The sequence below is a fragment of the Acerihabitans sp. genome (assembly GCF_036398755.1).
Taxonomy (GTDB): domain Bacteria; phylum Pseudomonadota; class Gammaproteobacteria; order Enterobacterales; family Enterobacteriaceae; genus Acerihabitans.
This window is the reverse complement of record NZ_DASWOM010000014.1, coordinates 1-17,401: the sequence shown is the minus strand read 5'-3', so window position 1 is coordinate 17,401 and position 17,401 is coordinate 1. Positions and strand designations below refer to the sequence as shown.

At 59.7% G+C, this 17,401-nt stretch carries 14 protein-coding genes; 6 read left to right on the top strand and 8 right to left on the bottom strand.

Annotated features, from left to right (window positions below; translation table 11 throughout):
- Nucleotides 1–97 precede the first annotated feature (97 nt).
- The 4 genes from VGC33_RS02205 to dolP are packed head-to-tail and all read left to right on the top strand — an operon-like array spanning nt 98 to nt 3,688.
- Nucleotides 98–2,122 carry a penicillin-binding protein activator gene (locus VGC33_RS02205; RefSeq protein ID WP_331118581.1) on the top strand — a complete coding sequence of 675 codons (2,025 nt, stop codon included), beginning with the start codon at nt 98–100 and terminating at the stop codon, nt 2,120–2,122.
- On the top strand, nt 2,080–2,475 hold the full coding sequence (locus VGC33_RS02200; RefSeq protein ID WP_331118579.1) for a YraN family protein: 396 nt from the start codon (nt 2,080–2,082) through the stop codon (nt 2,473–2,475). Before VGC33_RS02205 ends, VGC33_RS02200 begins: the two co-directional genes overlap by 43 nt.
- Before the next feature lie 37 nt (nt 2,476–2,512).
- Entirely contained in the window at nt 2,513–3,103 is a 591-nt protein-coding gene (diaA, locus tag VGC33_RS02195) for a DnaA initiator-associating protein DiaA (protein ID WP_331118577.1), read from the top strand.
- Nucleotides 3,104–3,112: 9 nt separating this feature from the next.
- Nucleotides 3,113–3,688, top strand: a complete 576-nt coding sequence (gene dolP / locus VGC33_RS02190; protein WP_331118575.1) for a division/outer membrane stress-associated lipid-binding lipoprotein — start codon at nt 3,113–3,115, stop codon at nt 3,686–3,688.
- 67 nt (nt 3,689–3,755) lie between these two features.
- Here the strand turns inward: dolP and mtgA are convergent, their stop codons facing one another.
- From mtgA to mnmL, 4 genes are all read right to left on the bottom strand, one after another.
- Entirely contained in the window at nt 3,756–4,484 is a 729-nt protein-coding gene (gene mtgA, locus VGC33_RS02185; RefSeq protein WP_331118573.1) for a monofunctional biosynthetic peptidoglycan transglycosylase, read from the bottom strand.
- Nucleotides 4,481–5,134: an isoprenoid biosynthesis glyoxalase ElbB gene (gene elbB / locus VGC33_RS02180; RefSeq protein WP_331118571.1), complete on the bottom strand. Its 654-nt coding sequence runs from the start codon at nt 5,132–5,134 to the stop codon at nt 4,481–4,483. Before elbB ends, mtgA begins: the two co-directional genes overlap by 4 nt.
- A gap of 231 nt (nt 5,135–5,365) precedes the next feature.
- Nucleotides 5,366–7,696 (bottom strand): aerobic respiration two-component sensor histidine kinase ArcB, encoded by a 2,331-nt coding sequence (gene arcB / locus VGC33_RS02175; protein WP_331118569.1) that lies wholly within the window; start codon nt 7,694–7,696, stop codon nt 5,366–5,368.
- A gap of 80 nt (nt 7,697–7,776) precedes the next feature.
- On the bottom strand, nt 7,777–8,703 hold the full coding sequence (mnmL, locus tag VGC33_RS02170; protein ID WP_331118567.1) for a tRNA modification radical SAM protein MnmL/YtqA: 927 nt from the start codon (nt 8,701–8,703) through the stop codon (nt 7,777–7,779).
- Between the two features lie 677 nt (nt 8,704–9,380).
- On the opposite strand from mnmL, the gene gltB reads away from it, so the two are divergent.
- Nucleotides 9,381–13,841 (top strand): glutamate synthase large subunit, encoded by a 4,461-nt coding sequence (gene gltB / locus VGC33_RS02165; protein WP_331118565.1) that lies wholly within the window; start codon nt 9,381–9,383, stop codon nt 13,839–13,841.
- Between the two features lie 10 nt (nt 13,842–13,851).
- Nucleotides 13,852–15,270, top strand: a complete 1,419-nt coding sequence (locus VGC33_RS02160) for a glutamate synthase small subunit (RefSeq protein ID WP_331118563.1) — start codon at nt 13,852–13,854, stop codon at nt 15,268–15,270.
- Between the two features lie 48 nt (nt 15,271–15,318).
- Here VGC33_RS02160 and sspB read toward each other — a convergent pair whose 3' ends face one another.
- The 4 genes from sspB to VGC33_RS02140 all read right to left on the bottom strand — a co-directional run.
- Nucleotides 15,319–15,816 (bottom strand): ClpXP protease specificity-enhancing factor, encoded by a 498-nt coding sequence (gene sspB / locus VGC33_RS02155; protein ID WP_331118561.1) that lies wholly within the window; start codon nt 15,814–15,816, stop codon nt 15,319–15,321.
- 4 nt (nt 15,817–15,820) lie between these two features.
- A complete protein-coding gene (gene sspA / locus VGC33_RS02150; protein ID WP_331118559.1) occupies nt 15,821–16,462 on the bottom strand; it encodes a stringent starvation protein SspA in 642 nt (213 codons plus the stop codon).
- A 345-nt stretch (nt 16,463–16,807) separates the two neighbouring features.
- Nucleotides 16,808–17,200, bottom strand: a complete 393-nt coding sequence (gene rpsI / locus VGC33_RS02145) for a 30S ribosomal protein S9 (RefSeq protein ID WP_162366275.1) — start codon at nt 17,198–17,200, stop codon at nt 16,808–16,810.
- 15 nt (nt 17,201–17,215) lie between these two features.
- Nucleotides 17,216–17,401 (bottom strand): uL13 family ribosomal protein (locus tag VGC33_RS02140; RefSeq protein ID WP_331118555.1); only part of this gene is annotated, 186 nt, incomplete at its 5' end.

The following is a 17,401-nucleotide window of genomic DNA, read 5'->3' as shown; positions in this document are numbered from 1 at the left end:
GATGCGGAAATATCTGCTTGTTGGTGTTGATTCATTGTCTCATCCGGATTGCCGATTTAATATTGAGCATCTTGAAAAAAACATCACTGGATACAGAATGCTTTACTCATATGTCATGGGTTTTAAAACAGGGCGTGTTCTACCCGTCGTGCTGGCTGCGCTGATCCTCGCCGCGTGTTCCGGACAGGCGCCGCAGGCCCCGGCCGGAGGAGGCCAGGTCAAGGCCGGCGCCAACGCCGATTATTACCTGCAACAAATGCAGCAGGCGGGCAATGATAGCAAGACCGACTTTCAATTACTCGCCATTCACGCATTGATTAACGAAGGCCAGACCGATCGGGCGCAGCAGTTGCTCGGCACGCTACCCCAAGCGCTGACCGATGTCCAACAGCGCGAGCAGCTTTTGCTGGCCGCCGAGCTTGCCGTCGCGCAAAAACGACCGCAGGACGCAACGGTCGCGCTGCAAAAACTCGACCCCGGCCAGCTCTCCCAGGAGCAGCAGGCCCGCTTCCTGCAGGTGCGCATCGCCGCGGGCGCCGGCCAGCAGCCGTCGCTGGATCTGCTGCGCGCCTATATTGCCCAGGAGCCGCTGTTGACCGACCCGGCCGCGCGCCAGCAGAATATCGACCAGACCTGGCAAACTCTGCTGGCGTTTTCCGCCCAGCCGCAGGCGGGCCTGGTGATAAACGCCAATGAAAACGTCCTCCAGGGCTGGCTGGATTTGCAGCATGTCTATCAGGACAATAAACAGGATCCTGCCCTGCTGAAAGCCGGCATCAAGGATTGGCAGACCCGCTATCCACAGAATCCGGCGGCCAAGGCCCTGCCGACCCAGCTAAACCAGGTCATCAACTACCAGCCCTCCTCGGCCGGGCAAATCGCCCTGTTCCTGCCGATGAACGGCCAGGCCCAGGTGTTTTCCAACGCCATACAGCAGGGTTTCAATGCCGCCAAGAACGGCCTGAATACGCCCGCGCCCGCCGACGTTGGCGCGACAACCCAGGCAACGCCCGCCGTTGGCGACGCCGCGCAGCAGGCGGCAACGGTGGTCACCGCGCCGTCCGACGCCACGGCGCCGGCGGCCGACACCGCCGCGGCGACGCAGCCGGCCGCCGTGCCCGTTGCCGCCGGCGCGGCAAGCAATGCCCAGGTGAAGGTCTATGACACATCCAGCCAGCCGCTGCCGGCGCTGCTGGCGCAGGCCCAGCAGGAAGGCGCGACCATCATTGTCGGGCCGCTGCTGAAAAACGAGGTGGAACAGCTTTACGCCAGCCAGAGCACGATGAATATCCTGGCCCTTAACCAGCCAGAGCATCTGCAGAACCGGCCGAATATCTGTTATTTTTCCCTGTCGCCGGAAGATGAAGCCCGCGACGCCGCCAACCATATTTTCCAGCAGCACCGGCAGCAGCCATTATTGCTGGTACCGCGCGGGTCGCTGGGCGATCGCATCGTCAAGGCCTTTGCCGATGCCTGGACCAAGGCTGGCGGCGGCACCGTGCTTGAGCAGCGTATCGGGTCGATCGGTGAACTGAAGCAGTCCATCAACAGCGGCGCCGGCATCCAGCTTTCCGGCCAGCCGGTGTCGACCGCGGCACCGTCGCAGCCGCAGTCGGTGACCATTGCCGGGCTGACCATCCCGGCGCCGCCGAGCGATGCGGCGATATCACCTACCGCCGGCGGCGGCGTCGACGCGGTGTATATTATCGCCACGCCGTCCGACCTGGCGCTGATCAAACCCATGATCGACATGCGCACCAGCTCGCGCGCGCGCCTTGGCCTGTACGCCAGCTCGCGCAGCTACCAGGCCGACGCCGGTCCGGACTACCGTCTGGAAATGGAAGGGCTGGAATTCAGCGATATTCCGCTGCTGGCGGGAACCAATCCCGGCCTGTTGCAGCAGACCAGCGCGCAGTTCAAGGAAGATTATTCGCTGGTGCGGTTGTACGCCATGGGCATGGACGCCTGGACGCTGGTTAACCATTTCTCTGAAATGCGCCAGATCCCCGGTTTCCAGGTGGCGGGCGAAACCGGCCAGCTCTCGGCAACCCCGGATTGTGTGATTAACAGGAAGTTATCTTGGCTGAAATACCAACAGGGAAAATTGGTACAGGCACTCTAAACCGACAGCGGACCGGCGCGCAGGCGGAACATCTGGCGCGCCGGTATCTGGAAGAGGCCGGGCTGCGCTTCGTCGCCGCCAATATGCGGGTGCGCGGCGGCGAAATCGATTTAATCATGCGGGAACGCCGCGCCTGGGTATTTGTCGAAGTGCGCTATCGTCGTAATGATGCTTTCGGCGGCGCCGCCGAAAGCATCACCATTCACAAGCGGCGCCGGTTATTGCTGGCGGCCGCGGTCTGGCTGGCGCGCCGGGGTGAAAGCCTTGACACATCCCCTTGCCGTTTCGATATCCTGGCCATTACCGGTTGCCGCGTAGAATGGCTGGTAAACGCCTTCGGCGCATCGGGCTAACCGCTACTTCATTTATTACAGATTAGGCTTAACTACCGTGCTGGAAAGAATCAAAGCGTGTTTTACAGAAAGTATCCAAACCCAAATCGCGGCGGCGGAAGCATTGCCCGACGCCATATCCCGCGCCGCTACGGCCCTGGTGCAGGCATTGCTCAGCGGTAATAAAATTTTATGCTGCGGCAACGGCACTTCCGCCGCCAACGCGCAGCATTTCGCCGCCAGCATGATCAACCGCTATGAAACCGAGCGTCCAAGCCTGCCGGCGGTGGCGTTGAACGCCGACAGCGTGGTGCTGACCGCCATCGCCAACGACCGCCTGCATCAGGAAATCTACGCCAAGCAGGTGCGGGCGCTGGGACAGGCCGGCGATATTCTGCTCGCCATTTCCACCCGGGGCAACAGCCGTGATATTGTGAAGGCGGTGGAGGCGGCGGTAACACGCGATATGACCATTATCGCCCTGACGGGTTACGACGGCGGCGAACTGGCCGGCCTGCTCGGCCAGCAGGACGTTGAAATCCGCATTCCTTCCCACCGCAGCGCGCGCATACAGGAAATGCACATGCTGACGGTGAATTGCTTATGCGATCTTATTGATAATTCATTGTTTCCCCACCAGGACGATTAAGGAGCTCAAATGAAGGTTCGTCTCCCCTTTGTACTGCTGTCCACCGCCCTGTTGCTTCAGGGGTGTGTAGGCGCGGTGGTGGTCGGCAGCGCGGCGGTGGCAACGAAAACCGCCTCCGATCCCCGCACGGTAGGCACCCAGGTCGATGACGGCACGCTGGAAGCCCGTGTCGGCAACGCCTTGGCCAAAGACGCCCAGATCAAGAAGGAAACGCGCATTGTGGCGACCGCCTATCAGGGCAAGGTGTTGTTGACCGGCCAGGCGCCCACCGCTGAACTCGCCACCCGGGCCAAACAAATCGTGGTAGGCGTCGACGGCGCCACCGATGTGTATAACGAAATCCGCCTGGGACAGCCGGTCAACCTGGGACGCGCCTCGATGGACACCTGGATAACCACCAAGATCCGCTCGCAGCTGCTGGCCAGCGACGCGGTGAAATCCTCCAATGTCAAGGTGACCACCGAGAACGGCGAAGTCTTCCTGCTGGGACTGGTAACCAGCGAAGAGGGCAAGGCGGCGGCGCAAACCGCCAGCCAGGTCAGCGGCGTCAAGCACGTTACCACCGCGTTTACCTATATTAAATAATCCACCACGCGGGCGAGATGTTTCGTCCGCATGGCGCGGCAGGCCGGCTATCGGCCTTCATGGGCCTTCAGCGCAGGCGATTGTCCCGCAGGTAATCTTCGCCGCCCATCTGGCGCATCTGGCGCATGATCCATTGCTGGCGCATCTGCACATAACGCGACGGCGCATTGGCGCGAAAAAGCAGCGGGTTCGGCAACACCGCCGCCAGCAGCGCCGCTTCAGAGGCTGTCAGTCGGCTGGCCGGCTTATGGAAAAAACGCTGCGCCGCCGCTTCCACGCCGAAGGTCCCCTCGCCAAACTCGGCGATATTCAAATACACCGTCAGAATGCGCCGCTTGGTCCAGACTCCCTCCATCGCCAGGGTAATACCGGCCTCCAGGCCCTTGCGCGTCCAGCTGCGCCCGTTCCACAACAGCAGGTTTTTCGCCGTTTGCTGGGAAATGGTGGATGCGCCGCGCATCCGCTGGCTGCGTTCGTTATGCGCCGCGGCCGCCTGGATGGCGTCGATATCAAATCCCCAGTGCTGCGCGAACTTCTGATCCTCGGCCGCAATCACCGCCAGCGCCATGTTCGGTGAAATATCGTTCATGCCGACCCAATCGGAATGGGCGACATAGTCAAAATCGCCGTGCAGCCAAGCCCCCAGCTGACGCTCCACCATGACCGCCGAAAAGGGCACCGGCACAAAGGCGAACAATATCACCGCCGCCAGCCACGCGCCGGCAAGCGCAGCGCACGCCGCAAGCAGCCATTTCGCCGCGCGCGCTGCGGAAAACCCGCGGCCCCTGAGCTTCATGCGGTAAATTCCAGCACCCGCGCCACCAGTTTATCGATGCCTTTGGCCGCCTCGGTGATGGAGGTGGCCAGCATATAGCCGGGCGTGGTGATCACTTTGTTGTCGGCATCGACCACAATGTCATCCACCGGGCACACCACATGAATGCCCCCCATATCCTCGATCATTTCCGCGGTATCGTTATCGGTGCCGATGGTCAGCCGCAGCGGCGTATCAATCAGTTTCGGCAACAGCGCCGGCGCGATGCAAATAAAGCCGATTGCTTTACGTTGCTTATGTATTTCCCGGGTCAGGCGTCGTAAATCCGCATCCACCTCTCCCCCGGTTCCCTGACCGCCGATATCGCTCAGGTTCAGTAATACACCGGATCCCCCCGGTACGATCAGTGCGTCCAGGTCGTCCGCGCGCGCCTCCGACAGCGGACGGATTTGGCCGCGCGCTATACGCGCGGACTCTACCAGCACGTTGCGCTTTTCGGCCGTTTCCACGCCGGAAAAGTGATCAATAACAAGAGCCTGTGACTTGTCCGGCGCAAAGCATACCGCCTGCGCCCCGGCCCGGTCCAGGGCCAGTAACGTCAGTACCGCTTCGTGAATTTCGCTACCATCATTCACGCCACATCCACTCAACACGACGCCAACGCGTTTCATAAATTTCCTCGCTTCCATCAGGCCGGTGAAAATATTATTTCTATTGACAAAGTCTATTCTACATCCCAAATTTTAATGGTTCTTGTAACATTACTGCGTTCTTTTGCTATGTTGAAATTAACGCTTAATGAATTTTGTCATCCTGCCAACCAACAACACCTGAGAAGAATTGGCGGGTATCTGTTTCCCTGGTGTTGGCGCAATCTTCGCGCACCCCGGCCTCGGTCGGGGTCATTTTTTTTCAGCGTCCCGTACCCACTCCCGCAGCGTTTGCACATCGTTACGCCACTCCTGCCCCAGTTCATCCACCCACTCCTGCACGTTATCCCACCAGGCCGGCAGTTCCGGCGACTGGATCTGCTGGGCCAGCTGTTGCAGGTGTACCAGGCCTATCGAGCCGGCGGCTCCTTTGATTTTATGGCCTTCGTCGGTGATGCCGTGCTGGTCGCGCGCGGTCATATTGGTCGACAGGAGGGTCATATAACCCGGCATCATCTTCTCGAACATCTCCAGGCCCTGGTGTATCAGGGAGGGTCCGACCAGGTCCAGATACTGCTCCAGCATTGCGGTATCCAGTATGGGCTGCAGCGCGGGCGGCGCCGCGGCGTCGCCGCTGTCCGGCCGATCGTCGGGATGATCCCAGAAGCGCTGGATCACCTCGGTCAGGGCCGACACCGCCAGCGGCTTGCTCAGCACATCGTCCATGCCGGCATCGAGATATTCCTGTTTGTTTTTCAGCACGTTGGCGGTCAGGGCAATCAGCGGCGGCAAGTCCCGCCCGGCATAACGCCTTCGCAGTTCGCGCGAAATATCCAGCCCTGTCATATCCGGCAGTTGAATATCCAGCAGCACCAGATCATATTCATCGGGATCAAACATCTCCAGCGCGTCGCTGCCGGTCATCGCCACATCCACGCTGCTGCCCAGCTTCTCAAGCACCGAGCGCGCCACCACCACATTCAGTTCAATGTCCTCCACCAGCAGCACGTTAAGCGCCGGCAACGGCATGTCCTCGTCTTCGTCCTTCGGCGCCGGCTGCACCTCCGGCGCCGCTATGGTCAGGCTGAAGCACGAACCCTCGCCCGGCCGGCTTTTCACCCGGATATCGCCGCCCATGGCCTGCGCCAGGCGTTTTGACACCGCGAGGCCAATGCCGGTGCCGGTGGCGGGCTTGCCGCCGTTCTGATCCTTGACCTGGTAATACATGGCAAAAATCTTGTCCTGCTCGTCCTGGGGAATGCCGATGCCGGAGTCCTGCACCTCAAAGCACAGCAGATCGTCTTTTTCCCGCAGGACACGGATAATGATTTCACCGCGCGGGGTAAACTTCACCGCGTTGCCGATCAGATTCCACAGTATCTGGCGCAGGCGGGTGCCGTCGGCAAGAACGGTGCCCGGCAGCGGCTCGCGCGGCTGCATCACCAGCGCCAACCCCTTGGGCTGTACCAGCAGGCCGGAGAGGTTTTCCAGATCGGTGAGGAAGGCGGCAAAATCCAGCGGCTGGTTGTCCAGTTGCACCTTGCGCCGCTCCAGTTTATCCATTTCGATAATATCGTTGAAAATATAGCCCAGGGTAATGGCGCTGACGTGGATGGTCTTCAGGTAGCTGAGCTGCTCCTGATTCAGCTGGGTATCGAGCAGGATGCGGCTCAAGCCGACGATGCCGTTAAGCGGCGTACGCAGCTCGTGGCTGATGGTTGAGATAAAGGTGGTCTTCTCCCTGCTGGCGTTCTCCAGCGCGTCCTGGTAGCGCTTACGCTCGGTTATATCGCGGCCGAAACCCATCAGGCCGTGCCGCTTGCCCACCCGGTCGTAAAAAGGCACCTTGCGCAGCTCAAAACAGGCCTTGCGCCCGTCGGGATAGACCAGCCACTGTTCGTAGGTCAGCGATACGTTATGGCGAAAAACCTTTTCATCGGTTTCGATGACTTTTTCCGCGATTTCCGGCGCATAAACATCCCGCGGGGTCAGCCCCACCAACTGCTTCTCGCTTTTGCCCACCAGCAGTTCCGTCGCGCGGTTGCAGCCGGAAAATTCCTTGTTTTCATTGCGGTAATAAACCAGGTCGGGGGACGCGTCGAGGAATGAGCGCAGCAGCGACGACTGCTGTTCCAGCTCGATTTGCGCCTGCTCGCGCCGGGCCATCTCCTCGGTCAGCTTGACCATGGCGCGCTGGCGGGCATCCTCCGCCTTCTCGCGGTCGGCAATCTCCTGGTTTAAATGCGCGATGTTATCCTGCAACTGCTGGTTGAGCCGCAGGTCGCGGTTGCGCATTTCCTCAAGCTTATCCACCAGCCGCGCCAGCCGCTGGCGGGACTCCTCGAGCTGTTCGACCACCACCGATAGAAAATACACCGCCCAGGGGGTGATCAGCAGGCCGAAAAATATTGAACGCACCACGTCGATGCTTTCCACCTCGCCACGCAGCAGCATGGTCACGGCCAACTGCACTATCATGGCCAGCACCACCAGCGCCGACGCCAGCAGCAGCGAAAAACGGACCAGCCCCAACTTGACCATCAGGTCGACGTAATATTGCGCCAGCAGGCGGATTTGCTTCATAACGGTTTCCTTGGGTGATGATGCCGTCAATCATACCGTAAAAAACGATTTCATACGTGACGTCGCCGTGGATAAGGCCGTCAGGCCCGGGGCCGGAACGGCATGCCCAGCGCGCTGCCCTGGACGCCCTGCGTTCTGAGGTTATTATACAGGGCATTCATACCGTTCCAGTGATTGGCGCACCACAACGGGGCAAGCAGGGTCGGCGGGCGGGCGCTGGCGCAGATGCGGTGGAAGACAACCCGCGCGGGCGTGCGGCGGATCATGTCGCCGGCAATGGCGGTATAATCGTCCATAGAGATGGCGGCGAGCCGTCCCGCCCGCCAGGCCCTGGCCATGACGCTGCCCTCGACCAGCAGCAGCGGATGCAGCTTCAGGCCGTCGACGCCCGCCGCCAGTACCTGATTAAGGGTTGACAGGCACTCCGCCGCGCCTTCGCCCGGCAGGCCGATAATCAGATGGGTACATACGCGCAGGCCGCGCCGCCGCGCCGCCGCCACGGTGCGCCGGTAGCAGGCGAAATCATGACCACGATTGATACGGTGCAGGGTTTTATCCTGCGCGCTTTGCAGCCCCAGCTCCAGCCAGACTTCATATCCCTCGCGCTGGTAGCCGGCCAGCAAATCCAGCACCTCGGGCGGCGCGCAATCCGGCCGGGTGCCGACGCAGATGCCGACGATATCGGCCTGGGCCAGCGCCTCGCGGTAAAGATGGTCCAAAACCTTCACTTCTGCATAAGTACTGGTATAGGCCTGGAAATAGGCCAGGTAGCGTTTGGCCCGGTCGGCGCTGGCCGCCTGCCCGGACACCTGCTCGGCGACGCTGTGAAATCGGCTTTGTTCGTCGGCGAAGGAGGCGACATTGCAAAACGTACAGCCCCCGCGTCCGAGGGTGCCGTCGCGATTGGGGCAGCTAAACCCCCCGTGCAGCGCGAGTTTATAGACTTTTTGCCCATAGCGGCGCAGTAGATCGCCGCCAAACATATTGACTACCTGCAGCAACTGCATATTCTGGTGATCCCGACCGGTAAAGGTCGTCCAGACTAGCCGATTTGCCCGGCTGCCGTGATGATATCGATCAATACCGGTCTCCGCCCTGAGCCAATACGCATAGTTATGCAAAGAAGATGAGAATAAAATCAATTATCACTAATTAAAAATTCTTATTTTCTCCAGGCGAATCATTCATAATGTCACTATCGCGACAAAACAGTGGCATACACGGCAAAAAATCCGCTTACCAGCAGATCCTGCTGTTATGTATCGCGGCACTAGCATGGTGCAGAGATAGTAGCGCTGCACTATAGTGAGACAGCGCATTTCGGCGCGGGCCTTCAACATCGCCAAAGTCGCGGTTAAACAGGCATTAACATATTAATTATCAATAATATAATCCGCCTGGTGGACGATTTAATCCCCTTGGCAACCGGATTTGACCTGCGCGGCGTTTATCGTTAGTTTGGAAGGCTGCTGGAAGAATTCTGGACGGGTTAACGACTCGTCATAATTATGCAGTTATAAAGACTCCTTCTTAAAGCAAGTCGTTTATCAAGAGCAAAGACCGCCACGATGAGGTTAACTGGAGAGAGTGGAACAGCGGGATGCCAATCCGCTACCGCTCAATACGGATACGCCTCCTCGCCGTAGGTTGTGAGAGTCACCTGGAGCCTGGGGAGGTCCAAGATATGTTGTACGATGAATCCCAAGAGAAGGACAACTGCGGCTTCGGCCTGATTGCCCATATAGAAGGCGAGCCCAGCCACAAGGTGGTGCGAACCGCTATCCATGCGCTGGCCCGTATGCAGCATCGGGGCGCGATCCTGGCTGACGGCAAGACCGGCGACGGCTGCGGCCTGCTGTTGCAAAAACCGGATCGCTTCTATCAGATGGTGGCGCAGGAGCGCGGCTGGCGGCTGGCGAAAAACTACGCGGTCGGCATGATTTTCCTGAGCAGGGATGAAGAAGAAGCCCGCGCCAGTCGCCGCATCGTCGAAGAGGAACTGCAAAATGAAACGCTGTCGATAGTCGGCTGGCGTGAGGTTCCCATCAATCCTGATGTCCTGGGTGAAATCGCGCTCTCCTCGCTGCCCCGTATCGAACAGATTTTTGTTAACGCCCCGGCGGGCTGGCGTCCCCGTGATATGGAACGCCGTCTGTACGTGGCGCGCCGCCGTATAGAAAAACGCGTGGCCGACGACAGTTTTTACGTATGCAGCCTCTCCAATCTGGTGACTATTTATAAAGGCCTGTGCATGCCGGCGGATCTGCCGCGTTTTTACCTGGATCTGGCGGATCTGCGGTTGGAATCGGCCATTTGCCTGTTCCACCAGCGCTTCTCCACCAATACCGTGCCGCGCTGGCCCCTGGCGCAACCGTTCCGCTACCTGGCGCACAACGGCGAAATCAACACCATTACCGGCAACCGGCAGTGGGCGCGCGCGCGCGCCTATAAGCTGAAGACGCCGCTTATCCCGGATTTGCAGGACGCGGCGCCGTTCGTTAACGAAACCGGTTCCGACTCCAGCTCGCTGGATAATATGCTCGAGCTGTTCCTGAGCGGCGGCATGGACCTGATTCGCGCCATGCGCCTGCTGGTGCCGCCGGCCTGGCAGAACAACCCCAATATGGACCCGGAGCTGCGCGCCTTCTTCGACTTCAACTCCATGCACATGGAGCCGTGGGACGGACCGGCGGGGCTGGTGATGTCCGACGGCCGTTTCGCCGCCTGCAACCTGGACCGCAACGGCCTGCGTCCGGCGCGTTATGTCATCACCACCGATAAGCTTATCACCTGCGCCTCCGAAGTGGGCATCTGGGATTATCAGCCCGACGAAGTGGTGGAAAAGGGCCGCGTCGGCCCCGGCGAGCTGATGGTGATCGATACCCGCAACGGGCGCATACTGCACTCGGCGGAAACCGATGACGACCTGAAAAGCCGCCATCCCTATAAAGAGTGGATGGAAAAGAACGTGCGCCGCCTGACGCCGTTCGAAGAGCTGTCCGACGATCAGGTCGGCCACCGCGAACTGGACAATACCCTGCTGGAAACCTACCAGAAGCAGTTCGGCTATTCCAACGAGGAACTGGACTCCATCCTGCGCGTGCTGGGCGAGAACGGCCAGGAAGCCACCGGCTCCATGGGCGATGATACCCCCTTTGCCGTGTTGTCGAGCCGGCCGCGCGTGATTTACGATTATTTCCGCCAGCAGTTTGCCCAGGTGACCAATCCGCCTATCGATTCCCTGCGCGAAGCCCACGTTATGTCGCTGGCTACCTGCATCGGCCGTGAAATGAACGTGTTCTGCGAAGCGGAAGGGCAGGCTTTCCGTCTGGCGTTTAAATCGCCGATCCTGCTCTACTCCGACTTTACCCAGCTGACTACCCAGGAAGAGAGCCACTACCGCGCCGATAAGCTGGATATTACCTACGATCCCAGCGAGCGCGATATGCACCAGACGCTGCTCAAGCTGTGCGACGACGCGGAAGAGAAAGTGCGCCAGGGCACGGTGCTGCTGGTGCTGACCGACCGGGCCATTTCCCCCTCCCGGCTGCCGGTGCCCGCGCCGATGGCGGTGGGCGCCATCCATACCCGCCTGGTGGAAAAAAACCTGCGCTGCGACGCCAACCTGATAGTGGAAACGGCCAGCACCCGCGACCCGCATCATTTTGCGGTGCTGATCGGCTTTGGCGCCACCGCCGTCTATCCCTACCTGGCCTATGAAACGCTGGCGGCGATGATCGACAACGGCACCCTCGAAAAAGACTACCGCAGCGTGATGCTGAACTACCGCAACGGCATCAATAAAGGCCTGTACAAGATCATGTCCAAGATGGGCATCTCCACCGTGGCCTCGTACCGCTGTTCCAAGCTGTTTGAAGCGGTCGGCCTGCATCGCGAGCTGACGGATCTGTGCTTCCAGGGCGTGGTCAGCCGCATCGGCGGCGCCAGCTTCAGTGAATTTGAACAAGATCTGCTGAACCTGTCCAAACGCGCCTGGCTGAAACGCAAACCCCTGGACCAGGGAGGCCTGCTGAAGTATGTCCACGGCGGCGAATACCACGCCTACAACCCGGACGTGGTCAAGACCCTGCAGCGGGCGGTGCAAAGCGGCGAGTACGGCGATTATAAGCAGTACGCCAAACTGGTCAACGAACGTCCCATCGCCATGCTGCGCGACCTGCTGGCAATCAAGCCCGACGGCAACCCGGTGCCTCTTGACCAGGTAGAGCCGGCGGAAAACCTGTTTAAACGCTTTGACACCGCCGCCATGTCCATCGGCGCTCTCAGCCCGGAAGCCCACGAGTCGCTGGCGATGGCCATGAACGGCCTGGGTGGTTTCTCAAACTCCGGCGAAGGCGGTGAAGACCCGGTACGTTACGGCACCAACAAAGTCTCGCGCATCAAGCAGGTCGCCTCCGGACGCTTCGGCGTTACCCCGGCCTACCTGGTCAACGCCGACGTTATCCAGATCAAGGTGGCGCAGGGGGCCAAACCGGGCGAAGGCGGCCAGCTACCGGGCGACAAGGTTACTCCGTATATCGCCAAACTGCGCTATTCGGTGCCCGGCGTAACGCTGATTTCTCCGCCGCCCCATCATGATATTTATTCCATCGAGGATTTGGCGCAGCTGATTTTCGACTTGAAACAGGTAAATCCGAAAGCGCTGATTTCGGTCAAACTGGTTTCCGAACCCGGCGTCGGCACTATCGCCACCGGCGTGGCGAAGGCCTATGCGGATTTGATCACCATCGCCGGCTACGACGGCGGCACCGGCGCCAGCCCATTGTCGTCGGTGAAATACGCGGGCTCCCCCTGGGAACTCGGACTGGTGGAAACCCAGCAGGCGCTGGTGGCCAACGGCCTGCGCCATAAGATCCGCCTGCAGGTGGACGGCGGCCTGAAAACCGGCCAGGACATTATCAAGGCGGCGATCCTCGGCGCGGAAAGCTTCGGTTTCGGCACCGGTCCGATGGTAGCGCTGGGCTGTAAATATTTGCGCATCTGCCATCTGAACAACTGCGCCACCGGCGTGGCCACCCAGGATGAAAAGCTGCGCCGCGATCATTATCACGGGCTGCCGGAACTGGTGACCAACTACTTCCGCTTTATCGCCCGGGAAACCCGCGAAATCATGGCGGAGCTGGGGGTGACCCGGCTGGTGGATTTGATCGGCCGCACCGACCTGCTGCTGGAGCTGGACGGCATTTCCGCCAAGCAGCATAAGCTGGATCTGTCGCCGCTGCTGAAAACCGCCACGCCGCATCCGGGCAAGGCGCTGTATTGCACGGAAAGCAGCAATCCGCCGTTCGACAAGGGCCTGATGAACAAAACCCTGCTGGAACAGGCCAATCCGTATGTGGAGCTGCGTCAGAGCAAGACGTTTTATTACGATATCCACAACACCGATCGTTCGGTGGGCGCCATGCTGTCCGGCGCCATAGCCGCGCAGCACGGCGACCAGGGACTGTCCGCCGATCCCATCAAGGCCTTTTTCACCGGCACCGCGGGCCAGAGCTTCGGCGTCTGGAACGCCGGCGGCGTGGAGCTGACCCTGACCGGCGACGCCAACGACTATGTCGGCAAAGGCATGGCCGGCGGCAGCATCGTTATCCGTCCGCCGGTGGGGTCGGCGTTTCGCAGCCATGAGGCTACCATTATCGGTAATACCTGCCTGTACGGCGCCACCGGGGGCAAACTGTTTGCCGCCGGGCGTGCCGGCGAGCGGTTCGCCGTGCGCAACTCCGGCGCCATTACCGTGGTGGAAGGGATCGGCGATAACGGCTGTGAATACATGACCGGCGGCATCGTCTGCGTGCTGGGCCGTACCGGCGTCAATTTCGGCGCGGGCATGACCGGCGGCTTCGCTTATGTGCTGGATGAACAGGGCGATTTCCGCAAGCGGGTCAATAACGAGCTGGTGGAAGTGCTGGACGTGGAGCAATTGGCCATTCATGAAGAACATCTGCGCGGCCTGATTACCGAACATGTACAGCTGACCGGCTCCCATCGCGGAGAGGAAATCCTGGCCGACTGGCCTGCCTGGGCGTCGAAGTTTACCCTGGTTAAACCAAAATCGAGTGATGTGAAAGCGTTGCTGGGTCACCGCAGCCGTTCTGCGGCAGAGCTTCGCGTGCAAGCGCAGTAAGAGGTTAATGATGAGTCAAAATGTTTATCAATTTATCGACTTGCAGCGTGTGGATCCGCCGAAAAAACCGCTCAAGATCCGGAAAATTGAGTTTGTGGAAATCTACGAGCCGTTTTCGGAATCGCAGTCCAAAGCGCAGGCGGATCGCTGTATTTCGTGCGGCAACCCTTACTGTGAGTGGAAGTGTCCGGTACATAACTACATCCCCAACTGGCTGAAGCTGGCCAATGAAGGCCGCATTATCGAAGCGGCCGAGCTGTCGCACCAGACCAATAGCCTGCCGGAAGTCTGCGGGCGCGTGTGTCCGCAGGATCGCCTGTGCGAAGGCTCCTGTACGCTGAATGATGAATTCGGCGCCGTGACCATCGGTAATATCGAGCGCTACATCAACGATAAGGCGATTGAAATGGGCTGGAAGCCCAACGTGTCGGGCATCGTGTCCACCGGCAAGCGGGTGGCGGTGATCGGCGCCGGCCCCGCCGGTCTTGCCTGCGCCGACGTGCTGACGCGCAACGGCGTGCAGGCGGTGGTGTTCGACCGCCATCCGGAAATCGGCGGCCTGCTGACCTTCGGCATCCCTTCGTTCAAGCTGGAAAAAGAGGTGATGATAAAGCGCCGCGAGATATTCAGCGAAATGGGCATTGAGTTTCGCCTCAATACCGACATCGGCAAAGACATCATGATGAGCGATCTGCTGGGTGAGTTTGACGCGGTGTTCCTCGGCGTCGGCACCTATCAGTCGATGCGCGGCGGTCTGGAAAACGAAGACGCGCCGGGCGTGGTTGACGCGCTGCCGTTCCTGATTGCCAATACCAAGCAGCTGATGGGCTTTGAAAACCCGGAATCGGCGCCATACGTCAGCATGGAAGGTAAACGCGTGGTGGTGCTGGGCGGCGGCGATACGGCGATGGACTGTGTGCGCACGTCGATTCGCCAGGGCGCAACCCATGTCATCTGCGCTTACCGTCGCGATGAGGAAAACATGCCCGGCTCACGGCGCGAGGTGAAAAACTCGCGTGAGGAAGGGGTGGAATTTATGTTCAACCTTCAGCCGGTCAGCATTGAAATCGACGCCGCCGGTAAAGTCTGCGGCGTGAAGATGGTGCGCACCGTCATGGGCGAGCCGGACGCGCAGGGCCGCCGGCGTGCCGAGATCATCGCCGGATCTGAACACGTGCTGGCGGCGGATACGGTGGTGATGGCGTTTGGTTTCCGTCCGCACGGCATGCCGTGGCTGGCGGATTTCAGCGTCGAGCTGGACAGCCAGGGACGGATTATCGCGCCGGAAGACAGTGAAACCGCGTTCCAGACCAGTAATCCGAAGATTTTTGCCGGCGGCGACGCGGTGCGGGGTTCCGATCTGGTGGTGACCGCCATTGCCGAAGGCCGCAAGGCCGCCGACGGCATCATGAACTACCTGGAAGTGTGATGGGCGCTCAAGCCCTCCCGTCCCTGACAAGGCGGGAGGGCTTGGTTATTACTTCACCACCCGCAGCGACGGGCGTCCGCCACGCGGCGGCGCGGGCGGTTCGTCATCGGGATGATTATCATCGTCGCTGTCGGGACGGTCGCCGTCGATAATCGACATTACCGTTTCAGGCGCGCTATCCAGCGTCGACGCGTCTTCCGCCACGCCATTCTGTTCGTAGCCGACTTCCGGTTCGAACATGGTGCCGGCGCCGTTTTCACGGGCATAAATGGCCAGCACGGCGGCGATGGGCACATTGACCTGGCGGGGGATACCGCCAAAGCGCGCGTTAAAGCTCACTTCGGCATTGGTGAGTTCGAGGCTCGCCACCGCGCGGGGAGCGATATTGAGGACAATCTGTCCGTCGCGGGCGAATTCCATCGGCACCGATACGCCGTCCACCGTGACGTCCACCACCAGGTGCGGCGTCAGGTTATTATCCAGCAGCCACTCATAGAACGCCCTGAGCAGATAGGGACGGCGAGGAGAAAGTTGAGAGACTTCCATACCCTTAACCCCGGGTTTGCAAGCGCATTTCGCGCTCAGCTTCGGTTAAGGAGGCCAGGAAGGCGTCACGCTCAAATACGCGCGTCATATAGCCCTTCAATTCCTTGGCGCCGGCGCCGGCCAGCTCGATGCCCATCTGCGGCAAACGCCACAGCAGCGGGGCCAGGTAGCAATCCACCAGGCTGAATTCTTCGCTCATAAAATACGGCGCTTCGTTGAATACCGGCGCCACGGCCAGCAGTTCCTCGCGCAGTTGGCGACGTGCGCTCTCCGCTTCCTGGGCGCTGCCCTGCTCAATCTTGCGCATCAGGGAGTACCAGTCGCTTTCGATGCGATGCATCATCAAACGGCTGGTGCCGCGCGCGACCGGATAAACCGGCATCAGCGGGGGATGGGGGAAACGCTCGTCGAGGTATTCCATGATGATGCGCGATTCATACAGGGTGAGTTCGCGATCGACCAGGGTCGGTACGGTGCGGTAAGGGTTGAGGTCAATCAGGTCCTGGGGTAGATTATCAAGTTCTACCTGCTCAATTTCGACACTGACACCTTTTTCCGCCAGTACAATACGTACTTGATGGCTAAAAATGTCGGTCGGGCCGGAAAACAGCGTCATCACCGAACGTTTGTTGGCAGCGACAGCCATGAAAACCTCCAAGTTTATCTAGAAAATACCGCGAATAGCCAACTAGCCCGGCTACTATCCTGAAAATGTTGACCGATAACTTACCGGCGCCACGTGGTCCCTCGCACCCGCGGCAAAACTGACTTGCCACATCCTTGCGCCATCAGGACAACACGCCGGTTACGTCAACAGACATAAAAGTGTTTAACAGTTTACCAGATTTTTGCGTGTTTAGGGGGACGGCATGTGTCAAATCACGTTGAATAAATCGACGCAATCAGATATTTGACGTTAAATCAACGCGCGGGAAATAAAAAAGCCCGGACCGTGCCGGGCTTTGTCAGCTGTAAAAATAACAGCCGGGAATTAACGTTTGGAGAACTGCGGACGGCGACGTGCTTTACGCAGGCCGACTTTCTTACGTTCAACCTTACGGGCATCGCGGGTGACGAAGCCGGCTTTACGCAGTTCTGCGCGCAGCGATTCATCATATTCCATCAGCGCACGGGTGATACCGTGACGGATTGCGCCTGCCTGACCGGAAATGCCGCCACCGGTAACAGTGATGTACAGATCCAGTTTTTCAACCATGTCGACCAGTTCCAGCGGCTGACGAACTACCATGCGGGCAGTTTCGCGACCGAAGTACTGATCCAGACTACGCTGGTTGATAACGATGTTACCGCTACCCGGCTTCATGAAGACGCGTGCGGAGGAGCTTTTGCGGCGACCAGTGCCGTAGTATTGATTTTCAGCCATTGCCTATAATCCCGATTAAATGTCCAGAACTTGCGGTTGCTGAGCCGCGTGGTTGTGCTTGGTACCCTTGTAAACTTTCAGTTTACGATACATTGCACGACCCAGCGGGCCTTTTGGCAGCATGCCTTTAACCGCGATTTCAATCACACGCTCAGGGTGGCGGGCAATCATCTCTTCAAAGGTCGTTTCTTTAATACCGCC